This is a genomic window from bacterium (assembly GCA_004322275.1).
Taxonomy (GTDB): domain Bacteria; phylum Desulfobacterota; class Deferrisomatia; order Deferrisomatales; family BM512; genus SCTA01.
Genome location: SCTA01000023.1, coordinates 16,968 through 32,529 on the forward strand (window position 1 = coordinate 16,968; position 15,562 = coordinate 32,529).

The 15,562-nt window shown below is 59.8% G+C and carries 15 protein-coding genes; 12 read left to right on the top strand and 3 right to left on the bottom strand.

All coding sequences use genetic code 11. The annotated features are described in order from the left end of the window. The first annotated feature begins 6 nt into the window (after positions 1 to 6). From EPN96_07600 to EPN96_07625, 6 genes are all read left to right on the top strand, one after another. Complete coding sequence (locus EPN96_07600; protein ID TAL16868.1) at positions 7 to 1,149, top strand: tRNA guanosine(34) transglycosylase Tgt; 1,143 nt, start codon at positions 7 to 9, stop codon at positions 1,147 to 1,149. A gap of 189 nt (positions 1,150 to 1,338) precedes the next feature. Next, entirely contained in the window at positions 1,339 to 1,683 is a 345-nt protein-coding gene (gene yajC / locus EPN96_07605; GenBank protein ID TAL16869.1) for a preprotein translocase subunit YajC, read from the top strand. An 87-nt stretch (positions 1,684 to 1,770) separates the two neighbouring features. Continuing rightward, positions 1,771 to 3,600, top strand: a complete 1,830-nt coding sequence (gene secD, locus EPN96_07610) for a protein translocase subunit SecD (GenBank protein TAL16870.1) — start codon at positions 1,771 to 1,773, stop codon at positions 3,598 to 3,600. A gap of 18 nt (positions 3,601 to 3,618) precedes the next feature. Beyond that, entirely contained in the window at positions 3,619 to 4,539 is a 921-nt protein-coding gene (secF, locus tag EPN96_07615; protein ID TAL16893.1) for a protein translocase subunit SecF, read from the top strand. Between the two features lie 267 nt (positions 4,540 to 4,806). Beyond that, positions 4,807 to 6,540: a single-stranded-DNA-specific exonuclease RecJ gene (recJ, locus tag EPN96_07620; protein ID TAL16871.1), complete on the top strand. Its 1,734-nt coding sequence runs from the start codon at positions 4,807 to 4,809 to the stop codon at positions 6,538 to 6,540. A 194-nt stretch (positions 6,541 to 6,734) separates the two neighbouring features. Continuing rightward, positions 6,735 to 7,307, top strand: a complete 573-nt coding sequence (locus tag EPN96_07625) for a hypothetical protein (protein ID TAL16872.1) — start codon at positions 6,735 to 6,737, stop codon at positions 7,305 to 7,307. Between the two features lie 52 nt (positions 7,308 to 7,359). Here EPN96_07625 and EPN96_07630 read toward each other — a convergent pair whose 3' ends face one another. After that, entirely contained in the window at positions 7,360 to 7,749 is a 390-nt protein-coding gene (locus EPN96_07630) for an osmotically inducible protein OsmC (GenBank protein ID TAL16894.1), read from the bottom strand. A 225-nt stretch (positions 7,750 to 7,974) separates the two neighbouring features. Here EPN96_07630 and EPN96_07635 point away from each other — a divergent pair, with 225 nt between their 5' ends. Together EPN96_07635 and EPN96_07640 are read left to right on the top strand one after the other, a co-directional pair. Continuing rightward, on the top strand, positions 7,975 to 8,940 hold the full coding sequence (locus EPN96_07635) for a DUF1722 domain-containing protein (protein TAL16873.1): 966 nt from the start codon (positions 7,975 to 7,977) through the stop codon (positions 8,938 to 8,940). Between the two features lie 274 nt (positions 8,941 to 9,214). Then, on the top strand, positions 9,215 to 11,083 hold the full coding sequence (locus EPN96_07640; protein TAL16874.1) for a response regulator: 1,869 nt from the start codon (positions 9,215 to 9,217) through the stop codon (positions 11,081 to 11,083). Between the two features lie 280 nt (positions 11,084 to 11,363). Here EPN96_07640 and EPN96_07645 read toward each other — a convergent pair whose 3' ends face one another. Further along, entirely contained in the window at positions 11,364 to 11,648 is a 285-nt protein-coding gene (locus tag EPN96_07645; protein TAL16875.1) for a hypothetical protein, read from the bottom strand. A 43-nt stretch (positions 11,649 to 11,691) separates the two neighbouring features. Further along, a complete protein-coding gene (locus EPN96_07650) occupies positions 11,692 to 12,261 on the bottom strand; it encodes a class I SAM-dependent methyltransferase (protein ID TAL16876.1) in 570 nt (189 codons plus the stop codon). 266 nt (positions 12,262 to 12,527) lie between these two features. On the opposite strand from EPN96_07650, the gene EPN96_07655 reads away from it, so the two are divergent. The 4 genes from EPN96_07655 to EPN96_07670 all read left to right on the top strand — a co-directional run bounded on the left by EPN96_07655 (position 12,528) and on the right by EPN96_07670 (position 15,511). Continuing rightward, positions 12,528 to 12,986 carry a hypothetical protein gene (locus EPN96_07655; protein TAL16877.1) on the top strand — a complete coding sequence of 153 codons (459 nt, stop codon included), beginning with the start codon at positions 12,528 to 12,530 and terminating at the stop codon, positions 12,984 to 12,986. A 112-nt stretch (positions 12,987 to 13,098) separates the two neighbouring features. Next, entirely contained in the window at positions 13,099 to 13,656 is a 558-nt protein-coding gene (locus EPN96_07660; GenBank protein TAL16878.1) for a DUF2318 domain-containing protein, read from the top strand. A 9-nt stretch (positions 13,657 to 13,665) separates the two neighbouring features. Beyond that, positions 13,666 to 14,823: an ABC transporter permease gene (locus EPN96_07665; GenBank protein TAL16879.1), complete on the top strand. Its 1,158-nt coding sequence runs from the start codon at positions 13,666 to 13,668 to the stop codon at positions 14,821 to 14,823. 13 nt (positions 14,824 to 14,836) lie between these two features. Beyond that, positions 14,837 to 15,511 (top strand): ABC transporter ATP-binding protein, encoded by a 675-nt coding sequence (locus EPN96_07670; GenBank protein TAL16880.1) that lies wholly within the window; start codon positions 14,837 to 14,839, stop codon positions 15,509 to 15,511. Positions 15,512 to 15,562 lie beyond the last annotated feature (51 nt).

A 15,562-nucleotide genomic window follows, 5' to 3' on the forward strand; every position in this document is an offset into this window, starting at 1 on the left:
AGGACTATGGAAGACTTTAGGCCATCTTTTAATCTGCTTGGCCGCGACGGCGAAACCGGCGCGCGGCGCGGGCGTCTTTCCCTCCTCCACGGGACGGTGGAGACACCCGCCTTCATGCCGGTGGGGACGCTGGGGACGGTGAAGGCAATGACGCCGGAGGAGGTGGAGGCGCTGGGGGCCGAGATAATCCTCTCCAATACCTACCATCTCTACCTGCGCCCCGGCCACGAGGTGATAAGGGAGCTTGGCGGCCTCCACAGGTTCATGAACTGGAAGCGCCCCATCCTGACCGACTCAGGCGGCTATCAGGTGTTCAGCCTCAACGACCTTCGCAAGATCTCCGAGGAGGGGGTCGATTTCCGCTCCCATCTGGACGGCTCCTCCCACATGCTCACCCCTGAAAAAGTCGTAGGAATTCAGGAGGCGCTGGGGTCGGACGTTATGATGGTGCTCGACGAATGCCCGCCTCACCCCTCCACCCGCGACTACCTCGAAAAGTCCCTCGCGCTCACCAACCGCTGGGCAAAGCGCTCGCTTTCGGCGAGAAAACGTCCCGAACTGGCCCTTTTCGCGATCATCCAGGGGGGAATGGAGCCCGATTTGCGCCGGAAGGCCGCCGAAGAGCTTTCGGCGATGGGCTTTGACGGCTACGCAGTGGGCGGTCTCTCGGTCGGAGAGGGGCAGGAGCTCATGCTTTCGACTCTCGACGCCGTCACTCCCCACATGCCGGTGGAAAAACCCCGGTATCTGATGGGTGTCGGCACCCCTTCCGACATCGTGGAGGCAGTGGCGAGGGGCATCGACATGTTCGACTGCGTGCTCCCGACCCGGAACGCCCGCAATGGAATGTTCTTTACATCACAGGGCAAAATTGCTATAAAAACCGCGCGATTCGAGCGGGATAAGGCGCCTCCGGACACGGCTTGCGGCTGCTACACCTGTAGCAATTACTCACGCGCCTACGTGCGTCATCTTTACAGGTCGGGAGAGATTTTGGCTTCCCGCCTTATCACCCTCCACAATTTGTATTACTATCAAAACCTCATGAAGCGCATCCGGCAGGCCGCCGGGGAGGGGCGCTACGGTGAGTTTTTGCGGGAATTTAGGTCCGGCCCCGAAAGCTTGAACGAACGCGGAACTTCGGTTTAGATGAAAAGCGTGATTTCCTGACGGTTTCACGGTTTGAGGTTTAGTAAAAAAAACGTCGCGAGAAGCACCGTATTCAAGGAGCCGCGCAGCAAAAGGCGAGGCAGTAGCAGCGCTACGGCGAGCCCTTGAGCGAGCGCGCGACGCAGAAGAACGGTGCTCGCAGCAGTTTTTTTAAAAGGAGGATTTTAAATGTTTGCTTTTTTGGTCGATACCGCGCACGCAATGGGCGCCCCGACGCAGCAGGGGGGCGAAGCCCAGAACCCGATAATGTCCTTTATTCCGCTGATCCTCATCTTCGTAATCTTCTACTTCATGCTGATCCGGCCCCAGCAAAAGCGCCTGAAGGAACACAAGGCGATGCTCGCGTCGGTCCAGCGCGGGGACGATGTCGTCACCACCGGCGGGATAATGGGCAAGGTCACGGCGCTGGCCGACGACAGCCTCACCATAGAGATCGCCAAGGATGTCCGCGTGAAGATCAAGAGAGACGCCGTCGTCTCGATTGACAAGGCGACCAAGGAAAAATCCGAGTAATAACGATTTTGCCCTCTATCGGGCTCCCCTGCGGAGCCGGCCGCCGCTAACGCTTTGCGGCGGCCTGTTTAGAGGAGAGGAGACAATATGTCCCAGGGTTGGAAATGGCGTCTGGGTTCAATCGGCGCGGCTACCCTTTTGGGTTTCCTGTTCGTCCTGCCGAGCCTTCTGCCCGACGGCGTGACGCCGCCGTCGTTCATGCCGCAAAAACGCATCGCCAAAGGGCTCGACCTCCAGGGCGGCCTTCACCTCGAATTGAAGGTGCAGACCGAAAAGGCGGTGGAAAACTCCCTTAACCGCACCGCCGAGGATATCTCCAAGGCCCTTCGCGACGAGCGGGTGCGCGTGCGCGGTGTTGACGTGACTCCGGCCAGCATCGTCCTTGCCGTGCGCGGGGAAGACGGCGGCAAAAAGGTGGTCGAGCTTCTGGAGAAGCGGTTCGGCAACCTGAAGGTCGATGGAAGGACCACCGAGGGCGAGGATGAGAAGTTCGTCCTCTCCTACACCGACGACGAGAAGAAATCGATCGAGCAGTACGCCATCGACCAGGGCATAGAGACGATACGAAACCGCATCGACCAGTTCGGCGTGGCCGAGCCGGTAATCGTCCCCAGGGGCAACGGCGAGATTCTCATCCAGCTCCCCGGCCTCGGGACTCTCTCCGCCGACACCGTTTCGGGCTGGCTCAGCGATAAAATGGCCAAGGACGGCGTCGCGGGCGAGGTAAAGGCTGGCGGAACCGACATAGAAGTCACCTTCCCCAGCGAATCCGTCGCCGATTCTATCGTTGCGGACGCTACCGGCAGGTTCGTCGGCCTCGTCCGCGAAAAGCGCGAGGTCATGCCGGACGGCAAGGTCAAGGTCCTCTTCGCGCTGGCCACCAGCAAGCGGGCGAAAAAGCTCATCGGCCAGACGGCTCAGCTTGAGTTTCGCCTGCTGAACGAAGAGACCCCCGTCGAGACCGCCATGTCTACCGGAACTCCCGCGGGTTCCGAGATACTCTACGGCAAGAAGAAGATCGACATCCGCACCGGCAACGAAGTCGGGACGGCCCCGGCCTACCTGGTTCAAAAGCGCGTCATCATGACCGGCGAAGTGGTTCAGAACGCGATGATGAACGTGGACCAGAACCGCGCCGAGTATTACGTCCTCATGGAGTTCGACAAGCGCGGCGAGCAGATCTTCGGCGACGTAACCAGCGCCAACGTCGGCAAGCGGCTGGCCATACTGCTCGACGGAGTGGTGCAGTCCGCCCCCGTCATCCGCGAGGCGATTCTCGGCGGAAGGGCCTCCATCAGCGGCACCTTCACCCGCGACGAGGCGAGAGACCTCGCCATCGCCCTGCGCTCCGGCTCTCTGCCCGCGCCCGTGGAGGTGTTGCAGGAGATCGAGGTCGGAGCCTCCCTCGGAGCCGACTCCATCGCCGCAGGCAAGATGGCCTCGTCGATGTCGCTACTCCTCATCGTCGCCTTCATGATCTTCTACTACAGATGGTCAGGTTTCATCGCCGACCTCGCCCTTATCACCAACATGATAATCATGCTGGGGCTTCTGGCGGCGGTCGGCGCGACCCTCACCCTTCCCGGCATCGCCGGTCTCGCCCTCACTATGGGCATGGCGGTTGACGCGAACGTTCTGATACTCGAACGAATACGTGAGGAACTGCGCATAGGAAAGTCGGTCCTTAACGCCATCGAAAGCGGCTACGACAAGGCTTTCTCGACGATTATCGACTCCAACCTCACCACCCTCGTCGCCGCGGTTGTCCTCTACTTCATGGGGAGCGGCCCGGTAAAGGGCTTCGCGGTAACTCTCTCCCTCGGCATGGTTTCAAGTATCTTCACCGCGATCGTCTTCACACGCGGATGCTACGAGTGGTATCTCTCGAAGCGTTCGGTGAAGCGTCTCAGCATATAAGGCGGGAACCGCATCATGATCGAACTGATCCCACCCGGAACAAAGATAGATTTCATCGGGAAACAGAAGATCGCCATCGCGATAAGCATCGTCATCATCCTGGCGGGCATCGCGAGCATCGTCCTCAAAGGAGGCGTCCGCTACGGCATCGACTTCTCCGGCGGCACGATGGTGCAGGTGGCCTTCAAGACTTCGGTTTCCGCCGACCAGATACGAAGCGCCCTCACGGGGGCGGTGGAGGGCACTCCGGTAATCCAGGAGACCCTCGGGAAGTCCAACGAGTTCATAATCCAGCTCGAACGCATGCCCTCGGAACTCGGCGGCGTCGAAAATCTGGTTTCCGAGACCCTCGGCAAGGCCTTCGGGGCGGACAACGTCTCCGTCAGCCAGGCGCAGATGGTCGGGCCCAGAGCGGGAGCCGAGCTTCGCCAGAAAGCCCTTCTGGCGATAATAATCTCCTGGGCGGCCATTCTCCTCTACGTCTGGTGGCGCTTCGAGATTCACTGGGGAATAGGCGCCATCGTAGCGCTGGTCCACGACGTCCTGATCACGGTCAGCGTTTTCTCTTTTCTTAACAAACAGTTCGATTTGCAGATAATCGCGGCGCTGCTTACGATCATCGGCTACTCGATCAACGACACGATAGTCATCTTCGACCGCGTCCGCGAGAACATCAAGAAGTACGGCTCAAAGTACACGATAACCGAGCACTTCAACATGTCGATAAACGAGACTCTGGGAAGGACCATCCTCACCGCGGCGACAGTCTTTTTCTCGGTGCTTGCGCTCTTCTTCTTCGGCGGCCCGGTCATCCACGACTTCTCGCTGGCGCTGCTCGTCGGTTCGATAGCGGGCACCTACTCCACGGTTTACATCGCGAGCCCGGTGGTGCTCTACGTACAGAAGAGGTGGAGGGGAGCGGAGGTTTCTAAGTTCTAAGAGTCGGCGCATCCTTTCCGCCCCCGGCGTCGTCATGTCCTCGCTTGAGGACTCGCCGTAGCGCTGCTACTGTCTCGCCCTCTCGCTGCGGGATTCCTCGCCGGGAACGGAAAAGCCGCGCCGGGGAAAATCTGACTTGGGAACTGCAAAAGCGAAGTGAACCTCCTCGCCTTTGTCCTCCGAAGCAGAAAGACGAAGGAGGACGGCGGCAAAATCCTTTGCCGTATTAAAAACGATCACTCCGGGCGCTGACCGGCGAGGACGAATTTGAAAAAGCGCTGGCTGAGCAAACCCCAAAACCCCGAAGCGGCGGAGAAGATCTCCCGCAGCCTCGGGGTTTCGCCGCTTCTGGGGAGGATACTCGCCGCACGGGGGTTTTCTTCGGCTGAAAGCGCGGACGAGTTCCTCTCCTCGCGACTCTCCTTCCTGCCCGATCCCATGTCCATACCCGGCATGGAGCGGGCTTGCGAGCGGATAACCGCTGCGATCTTCGCCGGTGAGCCGCTCTGGATTTACACGGATTTCGACGCCGACGGAGTGACCTCGGCGGCGCTTCTGGGCAACTTCTTCTCCTCCATAGGCGTCAAGTGGCGCGCCCGGCTGCCCCGGCGCGACAAGGAAGGGTACGGCCTCCACGCCGATCCCCTCCGGGAGATAGCCGCCGACGGCGGCGGGCTGGTCATAACCGCCGATTGCGGCATCTGCGACGTCCAGTCGGCCTCTCTGGCCAAAAGCCTCGGCCTCGGCCTCGTTATCACCGACCACCACAACCCCTGCGGCCAGCTTCCCGACGCCGACGCCGTCGTAAACCCCAAAATCGAAACCTCCCTCTACCCCGACCCGATGATAGCCGGAGTGGGAGTCGCGTGGAATCTCTGCGTCGCCCTGCGGAAGGTTCTGCGCGAGAGGGGTTGGTTCACCGAACTTCGGCCCGAGCCCGACCTTCGTGAATTTCTCGATCTGGTCGCCCTCGGCACAGTCGCCGATCTCGTGCCCCTTCGCGGGGTAAACCGCATACTCGTCCGGGCGGGGCTCGGCGCGATGAACAAGAATCCCCGCCCCGGCATACTTGCCCTCGCGGAGACGGCGCTCCTCCGTAGCGAATACCGCGCCAGCCATCTGGCCTACCAGCTCGGCCCGCGCATAAACGCCGCCGGAAGGATGGAGAGCCCCCATCAGGCGCTCGATCTCCTCATGTCGGACAATATGGAGGAGGCGAGGCTGCTTGCCGCCGACCTCAACCGTCTCAACACCGAAAGGCGCGCCGAGGAGACCTCCTCCTTCCAGAATGCAAAGGACAGGGTTCACCAGAGCGGCTGGCTGCAAAGCAGCCTTTCCCTCGTTGTCGCGGGCGAGGACTACCACCCCGGAGTTGTCGGCATCGTCGCCTCGCGCCTCGTAGAGAAGTTCCAGCGCCCCTCTGTGGTAATCTCGGCGACGGGGGATATCTGCAAGGGGTCGGCGAGGACGGCGGGAGAGCTCGACATCTACGATACGCTGAAGGAGTGCGAGGGGATGCTTCTGGCCTTCGGCGGCCACAAGGGGGCGGCGGGAGTGACGATAAAAAAGTCCGGCATACCCGCCTTCCGGGAGAGCTTCGAGCGGGCGGTCAGAAGGCGCGTCATCGAAGAAGACCTCGCCCCGACCCTCGTCTCCGACGCCGAGGCGAGCATAGAAGAGCTTACCCTTCCCCTGGTCGCGGAACTCACCCGCCTGGAGCCCTTCGGCTACGGAAATCCTTCCCCGCAGGTCATCCTCCGAAATCTGGAGGTCGCCGAGGCGGGTCACATGGGCGAGGGGGGAAACCACCTGCGCCTCAGGCTCGCCAGCGAAAACCGCTCCATCGAGGCGGTGCTGTGGAACAGCGCCCACGAGGTCGAGGGAATCAGGCCAGGCGTCAGAGTCGATACGATAGGGACTCCCCGCACCCGCACGCGGGGCGGCAGAACCTACGTTCAGTTTCATGCGCTTGACATAAAGGTGTCGGAAGAACAAAGTTAAAGTCCGGCTTCCTCTTTCGGCGAATGGCTGCGTCGTTTCTCGTTCGCGCTCCTCGCCGTATAAAACGATACTGTCTTCGTCGCGCGCCCTGCGGACTCCTTGCCCTTCGCCGAAATAGATTGCCGGAGTTGTGGGTGCGTGGCTATTAAATCTGATGATTATTACGGCATACAGCCGCTACAGGGAGGGTAAAAATGAAGAAAACGCTCATCGCAATCGCAGTGGTTCCGTTTCTGCTCGGGTTTTGCGCCCCCTCGCACGCCACGACCGGCAACCTCAACTTCCTCGTCGGCGGAAAAGCCCTCGAAAAGAACGACTGGGAGCCGCTCGAAGACCAGACCGCGGTCTCCTTCCACCTCGACGTTACCCCCGAGGGGTGGCCGGTGGCGCTCGCCCTGGACTACCTCGGAAGCGCCGCAGAGGAAGAAAATTATGCGAACAGCGGTTTTGATCTCGCGGCCTCGACCATCGAACTCGACTTTGGCGTCAGGAAGTTCTTCGGAGACGAGACGGACGTGGCTGGGTTCGTAGGCGGCGGTCTCGGTATCATCGGGGCCGAGGCTGAGGTCACCTTCGGCGGGGCATCGGCCTCCGAAGACGATTCCGCCCTCGGCTTCTGGATCGACGGGGGAGTTCAGGGAAGGTTCTTCGATTCCATGAATCTCGGCCTCGACCTTCGCTATTCCAAGGCGGAGGTGAACGTCGGCGGCGTCAATGTCGAAGCGGGCGGCTTCACCACCGGCGTTTACATCGGCTACGGCTGGTAACGAATAAAGGTCTGGATGCTAAAAGGCCGCCCGAAAAGGCGGCCTTTTTCAATTACATCATCACGGTGGTAATCTCGAACTCCGGCGGGTCCTTTATCGCCCTCTTCACGGTGCACTGATCCATCGCCTTCACAATCGCCTGCTCGTACTTTTCCGGAAAGCCGTCCGGCAGTTTCAGTTCAAGCCTAACCTTCTCAAGTTTGTGCGATTCCTGATTGGTTTCAAAGGCCGCGATAAGCTCCATCCCCTCGGTGGCTATCTCCCTTTGCTGGCAGAAGCGTAGCGCGAAAAACCCCGCGCAGGTGGCGATGGAGGACAAAAAGAGCAGGTAAGGGGAGGGGGCGCTGTTGTCGCCGCCGGAGGTTACCGGCTGGTCGGTGCGTACTGTGAAAGAGCCGACGGAGGCCTCCACCGCCATTGGCCCAGGGAAGGAAACCTTCATAAGCATCTTTTAAAACCTCCCGGTAATGCACGTCCAACTTGAAAAAAATACTTCCACTGCCCAAAGGATACACCTTTTATAACACAAAAAAGGCGCAAGTCTCACCTTCGGAGCCAAATAATTTTTTTCGTCTACGGCTCAGGCCCCCCTATGCCTGCGGCGGTTTGAGGGTAATATTCACTCATTCAGGAGATTAAAAAACCCTGCCGCGCAGCCGCAGTGAAAATGCATCGGGACGATATGGAAACTCGAATTACTCTGGGGGTAAGCGCCTGCCTTCTGGGCGAAAACGTCCGCTATGACGGCGGCTGCAAGCTCGACCCCTATCTCGTTCACACTCTTGCGAGGTTCGCCAGATTCGTCCCCCTGTGCCCCGAGACGGAATCGGGCATGGGAGTGCCGCGCGAGCCCGTGGACCTCTGGGCCGGAGGCGGCGGAGAGGTGCGCGCCGTCGGGAGAGAGAGCCTGGCGGACTATTCACGCTCCTGGCGGGAGTGGGCAAAAGCAAAGGCCGGGGAACTGGAGGGGGAGGACCTCTGGGGGATGATCCTGAAAAGCCGTTCCCCCTCCTGCGGCCCGCAGGTAGAAATCCGGGAGGGGTGCGGCCAGAAGAGACGCACGGGAATGGGTTTTTTCGCCGAGGAGGTGGCCCGCTCCCTTCCTCTGGTGGTGGTGGAGAGCGAGGAGAGCCTTTACGACCCCGGCAGGCGGGAAAACTTCATCGTCCGCCTCTTCGCCATGCGCAGGCTGAAAAAGCTTGTCGAGGGGGAAAAGACAAGGGGAAGGCTCGTCGATTTTCACACCTGCGAAAAACTTCTCTTGATGGCGCACTCCGCCGAAGGCTACCGGAGCCTCGGCAGAACCGTCGCCCGGCCGACAAAAGAGCCTCTGGACCGGGTCTACGAAGCTTACCGCGACGGTTTCATCGGCGCGCTCTCCCACCGGTCTACGCGGGCGAAGAACTGCAACGTCCTTTTGCACGCCGCGGGTTACTTCAAGAGAAACCTCGACGTCATAGAAAAGGGCGAGCTCGGCGAGGCGATAGAGGGCTATCGCGCCGGGCTGCTCCCCCTGACCGTTCCCATGACCCTCCTTAACCACTGGAACAGGCGCTGGCGTCACCCCTGGCTCGGCGCGCAGAGCTATTTGAATCCCCATCCGCTGGAATTGCGTCTTAAGTGTCTCGCCTGAGGCGCTGACAGCTTCGGCTTTTGCCGCGGGGCTTCGTCGCTTCTCGGGAGCGCTCCTCGCCGTATAAACGATACTGTCTTCGTCGCGCGCCCCGCGGGCTCCTCGCTCCTTCGCCGAAATAGTTCATATTCGCCGTACAGGGGAATTCATAAAATTTTGCGTTCCCGGCGGTTAGGCGAGCTTATTTCTTGATGCTAAAAGAAGTTACCGTTAGACTTAAACGTTGGGAAGTTATGTTTAATCCGATTTTTGGCGGGACCAAAATCAGGGGAATATGAAACAAAGAGCGATGGTCGCCGACGTCGATGCCAGCGCGAGCCGGATTCTGGAAGTCCTGTTATCCGGTTTCGATTACGATCTGGTGGTGGTGAAGGATGACGAGACTGCCTATAAAACCTTCGTCGAGTACGGACCCGACGTTGTTTTCGTGGATACCCTTTTGCCTCGCAAGGGCGCTTTCGAGCTGATAAAGCGCATACGGCAGACGGAAGGGGGCGACAGGGTGAGCGTGTACGTCACGAGCGCTATTCGCGGCGGGTCGCTCAAGGAGGAATCTCTCAGCGTCTGGGGCGCGGCCGGGTACCTGCCCAAGCCGCTCGAACTGGACATTCTGCGCTCGCAACTGGCTCCTTCCCTATCCACCAAGTCCGCCGACTCCAAAGGCGGCGGGCAGGGCGAGGAGGAGGAGGTTCCGGAGCAGGGCGAATTCGCGCGCTCGAATTTCCCGATGATATTCGCCTCCCTGCTTCGCCGCGAAGCCCCGATACGGCTCGCGGCGGGTCTCGGCAAAGTGAGAAAGGCCGTACACTTCGACAACGGCAAGATTATCTTCGCCAGATCAAACCTCCTCGCCGAAACCCTCGCGAGTTACCTGCAGGACAAGAACTTCATAGACGAAAACCAGTACCGCGAAGGGGTTCGCGTCTCCATAGATCAGAAAAAGATGATCGGGGAGGCCTTCATATCTCTCGGCGCGGTGACCAGGGGAGACATCGACGCGGCCATACGCAGCAACATCGAGGAGAAGGTCAAGAACCTCTTCACCTGGAAGAGCGGCTGGTACAAGATAATGCCCCACGCCGATCCCCCCGCCGAGATACCCGGCGGCCCCATCGAGGGATGGAAGCTCCTCTGGGACGAGATAAACACCCCCGCCGGCCAGACGCACCTGAGCGAGTATCTGACGAAACTCGCCTCACGCAAGATAATCGAGGGGCCCTCCCCTTCGGAGATTCTCGACGTGACCGGCTTTTCGCAAAAGGATTTTGAAAAAGTTATCGGTCTCGCCAAAGGGAGGCCGGTGGTCGAAGCCTGTGAAGACGTGGGGATGAGGAAGATGAACCTCCTTTATTTCCTCGTCCTCTCCGGTTATCTGGAGGTGAACGAAGAGACCTCCGCCTCCGGGCAGGGCAGCGAGGGGTTTGAAGAGCTAAAGCGCAGGGAACTCTCCCGCAGGCTTGCGTGGATGAGCGGGCGCAATCACTTCCAGATACTGGGGGTTCAGATGACCGCCTCCGACGCCGAGGTGAGCGCCGCGTACGGAAAGCTTGTCGGCGAACTGCGCGCGGGCGAGGACAAGCTCTCGGGCGGGGGCGAGGCCCGGCGTCTTATCGGCGAACTCTCCGAGATCGCAGGGAAGTCCCTGGAGGCGCTTTCCACCAGGACAAAGCGCGACGATTACATCGAGAGCCTCAAGCACGGCGGAGACGTACCCCTGAGCGCCGAAGACCGGATAAAGAAGGCGGAGAACTCCTACAAGGAGGGTGTCACCGCCCTCAAGTGCCAGCGGTGGGACGAGGCGATAGACAGGCTTGGCTGGGCGGTGGACATGAACCCTTCCAACGCCGAATACCTCATACGCCACTCAGAGGCGCTTCTCATGCGGGAAGGCGGGGACAAGCAGACGACCCTGAACCGCGCCGAAAGCAACCTCCGGAAGGCGCTCGAAGCCGAAAGCGAGAATCCCGAGATCTACTACCTCCTCGGCAGGGTGCAAAACGCCAAGGGCAAGGCCCCGCAGGCTATCGAATACCTGCAAAAGGCCCTCTCGCTAAAGCCCTCCTATCAGGCTCCCGCCCTGGAGCTGAAGAAGATGAAGGATCAGTCGAAGGGGGGGTTTTCTCTTTTCGGCAAGCGCCGCTGAGGCCCGGCTTCCTCTTTCGCCGAAGGGCTGTGTTGGCTTCGGCTTTTTCCGCCATGCATCGTTGCCGCCTGCGCCGGACGCTTGCCGTAGTCACGCTACTGTCTGCGCGCCCTTGCTCGGCGGCGCCTCGCCTGACGAAAAAATCCAAAGCCAAATGAAAAAGCAAGGGTTTTGCCTTGCTCTCTCACCGGGTGATTCTTCTCCGGGCCATAGGCTTATTCAGTACGAAAAAACCGCCGGAAGGCGGTTTTTTCGTTGCGGTTAACGGCGGGCGAACTTTTTATTTCAGGTCCGCGTAGCAGCGGGGGCATTTGGCGACTTTGGGGTCTTCCAGAGCGGCCCCGCAGGCGCTGCAGTAGAAAGAGGCCATTCCCTTGCGGGTGCGATACGCCTTGCGAAAAAAATAAAAAGCGAAAGGCAGGAAGAGCCACCCGAAAATCAGGCTATGGAAGAGCCAGGTCAGAAAAAGAAGCATCAGGCCGATGAACACAAAAAGCCTGTAGTCCTCGCTGACGGCCTGACCCGTCGCGCTCCCCTCAACCCTGTCTCCGATGCGATCCTTCATTTAATCTCCGTCAGAGGAATTAGTCCGAGACGCTACTTATACCCTATGGCTTTTGAAAAAGCATCAGATAGGTTGAGGTCCCCAGTTCAACGACCTTGCCCGGCGCGAGTCCGAAGGGCGCGGTGAGGCGAAGAAGGTCTTCGGGCGAAAGGCGTATCTCCAACGGGGGGCCGGGCCTGGAGTCGATCTTTTTGAACTCCACGAGGGCGAGCCAGCCGCCCTTCCGAAGCGCCCGTACGGCTTCCCCAAGCGCACCTTGCCCGGTCCCTCGCGCCGTGAGGTCGTGGAGCACCGTGGCCATCAGCGCAAGGTCCGCCTCGCCGTCACGGACGGCGGACAGGCCGGAAAGGTCGGCGGTTTCGGCCCGTACGTTCGTCAAGCCGAGTTCGGAAGCGGTCCGGTTAAGCTTTTCAACGCCCTCGCTCCAGAGGTCGAAGCCTCGCACCACGGACAAAGGCCCCAGCCTCCCGGCCAGCCGGAGGGCGTAGCTCCCCGAGCCGCAGCCGAGGTCGAGCACCTCCATTCCCGGAGCTAGGGGAAGCGACGAGTAGAATATTTCAAAGTCGATCAGGTCGATGCTCGACTTTCCTGCCTCATGCGGTATTTCGGTCATATTTCTTGTCTCCTGAAAGGCTTTGGTTGCGGTTGTCAGTATAGAGCATCGGCAGCGTTTTGTCGCTTTTGCGCTTCACGGAGCCAACGCCCTCAACCTTTCAGTCCGGCAAACCGCGAGTATTATTATGTTCAAGGCTGTATCCCGAAGCAAAGTCCCTGCATCAAATAACGTTAAGGGGGCTTGGACGTGAAACCACTTGAGGACTCAATAGGCCTCCTGACGCACAATTGAAGAGAATACCCTCTTTTGCCGATTATAAGCTTATGGTTTCTACAATCGAATCCGTTGACAAAGGCCTTGAAAGAACCCATATTAAAAACATGGTGAACAACGTCACGCTAAAACTGAAAAAGGCCTTTCTGGTCTTTCTGGCGGTCGCCTTGGCTTCCGTCGCCTTCGCGGGCGTCGTGCCTGTCTGCAAGGGGTGCTGCTGCTGCGTGAAATTCGCCGGTGAAGTGATGAGTTCCGGCGCGAAGAAGTGTTGCTGCGCCGAGAAGGCCGGGGTAACCGGCGGGTGCAACCCCAAGACGAAGAGCAAGGGTTCAAGCGAAGCCGCCTACGACTCGGCGAGACCTCTCGAAAGCCGCGACATCGCTTTGACGGCGGTAATCGGCCACACCCAACCCCCCCGGCTCCATGCCACGGCGGGGAAAAACCTTTCCCTCGCGGGCAATGGGCCTCCCTCCGCCCTCCACGCCCGAATCCAGCGCTTCGACTGCTAAATCTCCCTTCTTAAAGCTTCCCCAATCCCGGTAAAGACGCCGGTAACGGTTAATTTTGTCAGATCGCCGGGAGCGCAGCTTGCGCCCCGTCAGGATATTTGGAGAAACGATCATGTCTAACGACATCAAAAAAGATAAATTCGCTGAAAAACGCGCCGCCGTAGAGGGTAAATCCTCCGGCAGCCTCAAGCTTTTCGTCATCGGGGCGGCCGTGGTCGCCCTCGCGGTGGCCTCCCTCGTCGCCTACTCCAGAACCGGAGACAAGTCCGGTGAAGCGGCAAAGGTGCAGGCGGCGACGCCCGTAAACGAATCGGGCGTCGTCGTCTCCTTCCCCCTTGCCGATTTTGAAGGCGGGCAGGCGAAGTTTTACGAGCACAAGACCGCCGACTCCATCACCGTCCGCTATTTCATCGTCAAGAGCGACGACGGCGTGACGAGGGCCGCCTTCGACGCCTGCGACGCCTGCTGGCCCCACGGTAAGGGCTACAGCCAGGACAAAAAGGAGATGGTCTGCAACAACTGCCAGATGCGTTTCCCGACAAGCAAGATCAACGAGGTCAAGGGAGGGTGCAACCCCTCGCCGCTCGCCCGCACCGTCGAAAACGGGCAGCTCTTGATAAAGGTCTCCGATATCGAAGCGGGCAAGTCCTACTTCAATCTGAAAAAGTAGGGTAGCGCCATGCGGCTCACCGATATCGCCCTTCTGAACCTGCGGCGGAGGAAGGCGAAAGCCGCCTTCCTTCTCACCGGTCTTCTCATTGGCGTAACCACCGTCGTCGCCCTCCTTTCCATTACGGAGGCGATGTCCAGAAACGTCAACGACAAGCTGGAGCGCTACGGCGCGAATATACTCGTACTGCCCAAAAGCGAGACGCTCTCCCTTACTTACGGGGGCATCTCTCTCGGCGGAGTCTCCTTCGACATGAAGGAACTGAAGGAGGAAGACCTCGCCAAAATCCGGACTATAGAAAATTCTGCGAATATCGCCGCCCTCGGTCCGACCGTTCTCGGCGTGGCGGAGCTTTCCGGCCAGAAGGTGTTGACGGCGGGAGTGGATTTTTCCGTCTCTCACGTCCTCAAGCCCTGGTGGAAGCTTGTCGGAGATATTCCAGCCGGAGCCGGTGTCGTAGCCGGTTCGGAAGCCGCCCGAGTCTTTTTTCTGATACCCGGCGAGACGGTGAAAATCGCAGGCAAAGACCTGAAGGTTACCGGGGTTCTCGAACCCACAGGCTCCCAGGACGACCAGCTCCTCTTTACCGACCTTAAAACCGCCCAGGAGATATTCGGAAAGAAGGGAACCGTCTCTCTGGTAGAGGTCGCGGCGCTCTGCAAGGATTGCCCGGTTTCGGACATGGTTAACCAGATAGGGCGGATAATACCCGACGCCAACGTCATGGCCATCCAGTCGGTGGTCAAGTCGAGGCTGGAGACGATAGAGCACCTGCGCCGCTTTTCCTACGGCATAAGTGCGGTAGTTCTTTTCGTCGGCGGCCTCATGGTGCTGGTGACGATGATGGGAAGCGTCCGCGAGCGCACCGCCGAGATAGGCGTCTTTCGCGCCATAGGCTTTCGGAAATCCCACGTGATGCGAATAATCTTCACCGAATCGGCGATAGTCTCCCTCCTCGCGGGAATACTCGGCTATCCGGCCGGGCTCGCGGTAACGGCGGTTGCGCTTCCCTTCTTCGCGCCGGGGGAGGGCGCGGGAGTCGCCTTAGACCCGGTGCTGGCGCTCTTTGCGGTTTCCATCTCACTCCTTCTGGGTCTCGTGGCCTCCATCTACCCGGCGGTAGCCGCCACCAGGATGGACCCCAACGAAGCCCTGCGCGCGCTTTAGAAGGAGAACGAAGATGAGCTTACTGATAGTAAAAAACCTGCAAAAATCCTACGGCTCGGGCGATTCCGAGGTAAAGGCGCTCCGCGAGGCCACCTTCGAGGTGGAGGAGGGCGAGTTCGTCTCCATAATGGGCGAATCGGGGTCGGGGAAATCCACCCTGCTCTCGATCCTCGGGGCTCTCAACACTCCCACCGCCGGAAACCTGAACGTAGCCGGGGTGGAGGTCTACAAACTCGGTCAGGAGAAGAGGGCGGATTTTCGGCGCGAATTCCTGGGGTTCGTCTTTCAGAACTTCCGCCTTATCCCCTACCTGACGCTGGGGGAGAACACCATGCTACCCCTCGCGACCCTCTCCATCTCGAAAAAAGAGAAGGTCGAAAAGGCGCGAAAGGCGCTTGAGCACGTGGGGCTGGCGAGCAAGATGAACCGCCTGCCGAGCCAGGTCTCCGGCGGCGAGCAGGAGAGGGCGGCGGTCGCAAGGGCCATCGTCAACGAGCCCCCGATACTCCTCGCGGACGAGCCCACCGGCAACCTCGACTCCCGCACGGCGGGCGAGGTGATGGGAATGTTAAAAGAGCTTAACTCCCACGGCACGACCGTCGTCATGGTCACCCACTCCGAGAAATGCGCGGCGATAGCCACGCGGCATCTTCTTGTCGCCGACGGAGTGGTGAGCGAGATGCGCTGAGAGCTTCTAATCGTTCCTTCAACTTTTCCAGATAACTCAAAACCCCGCGTA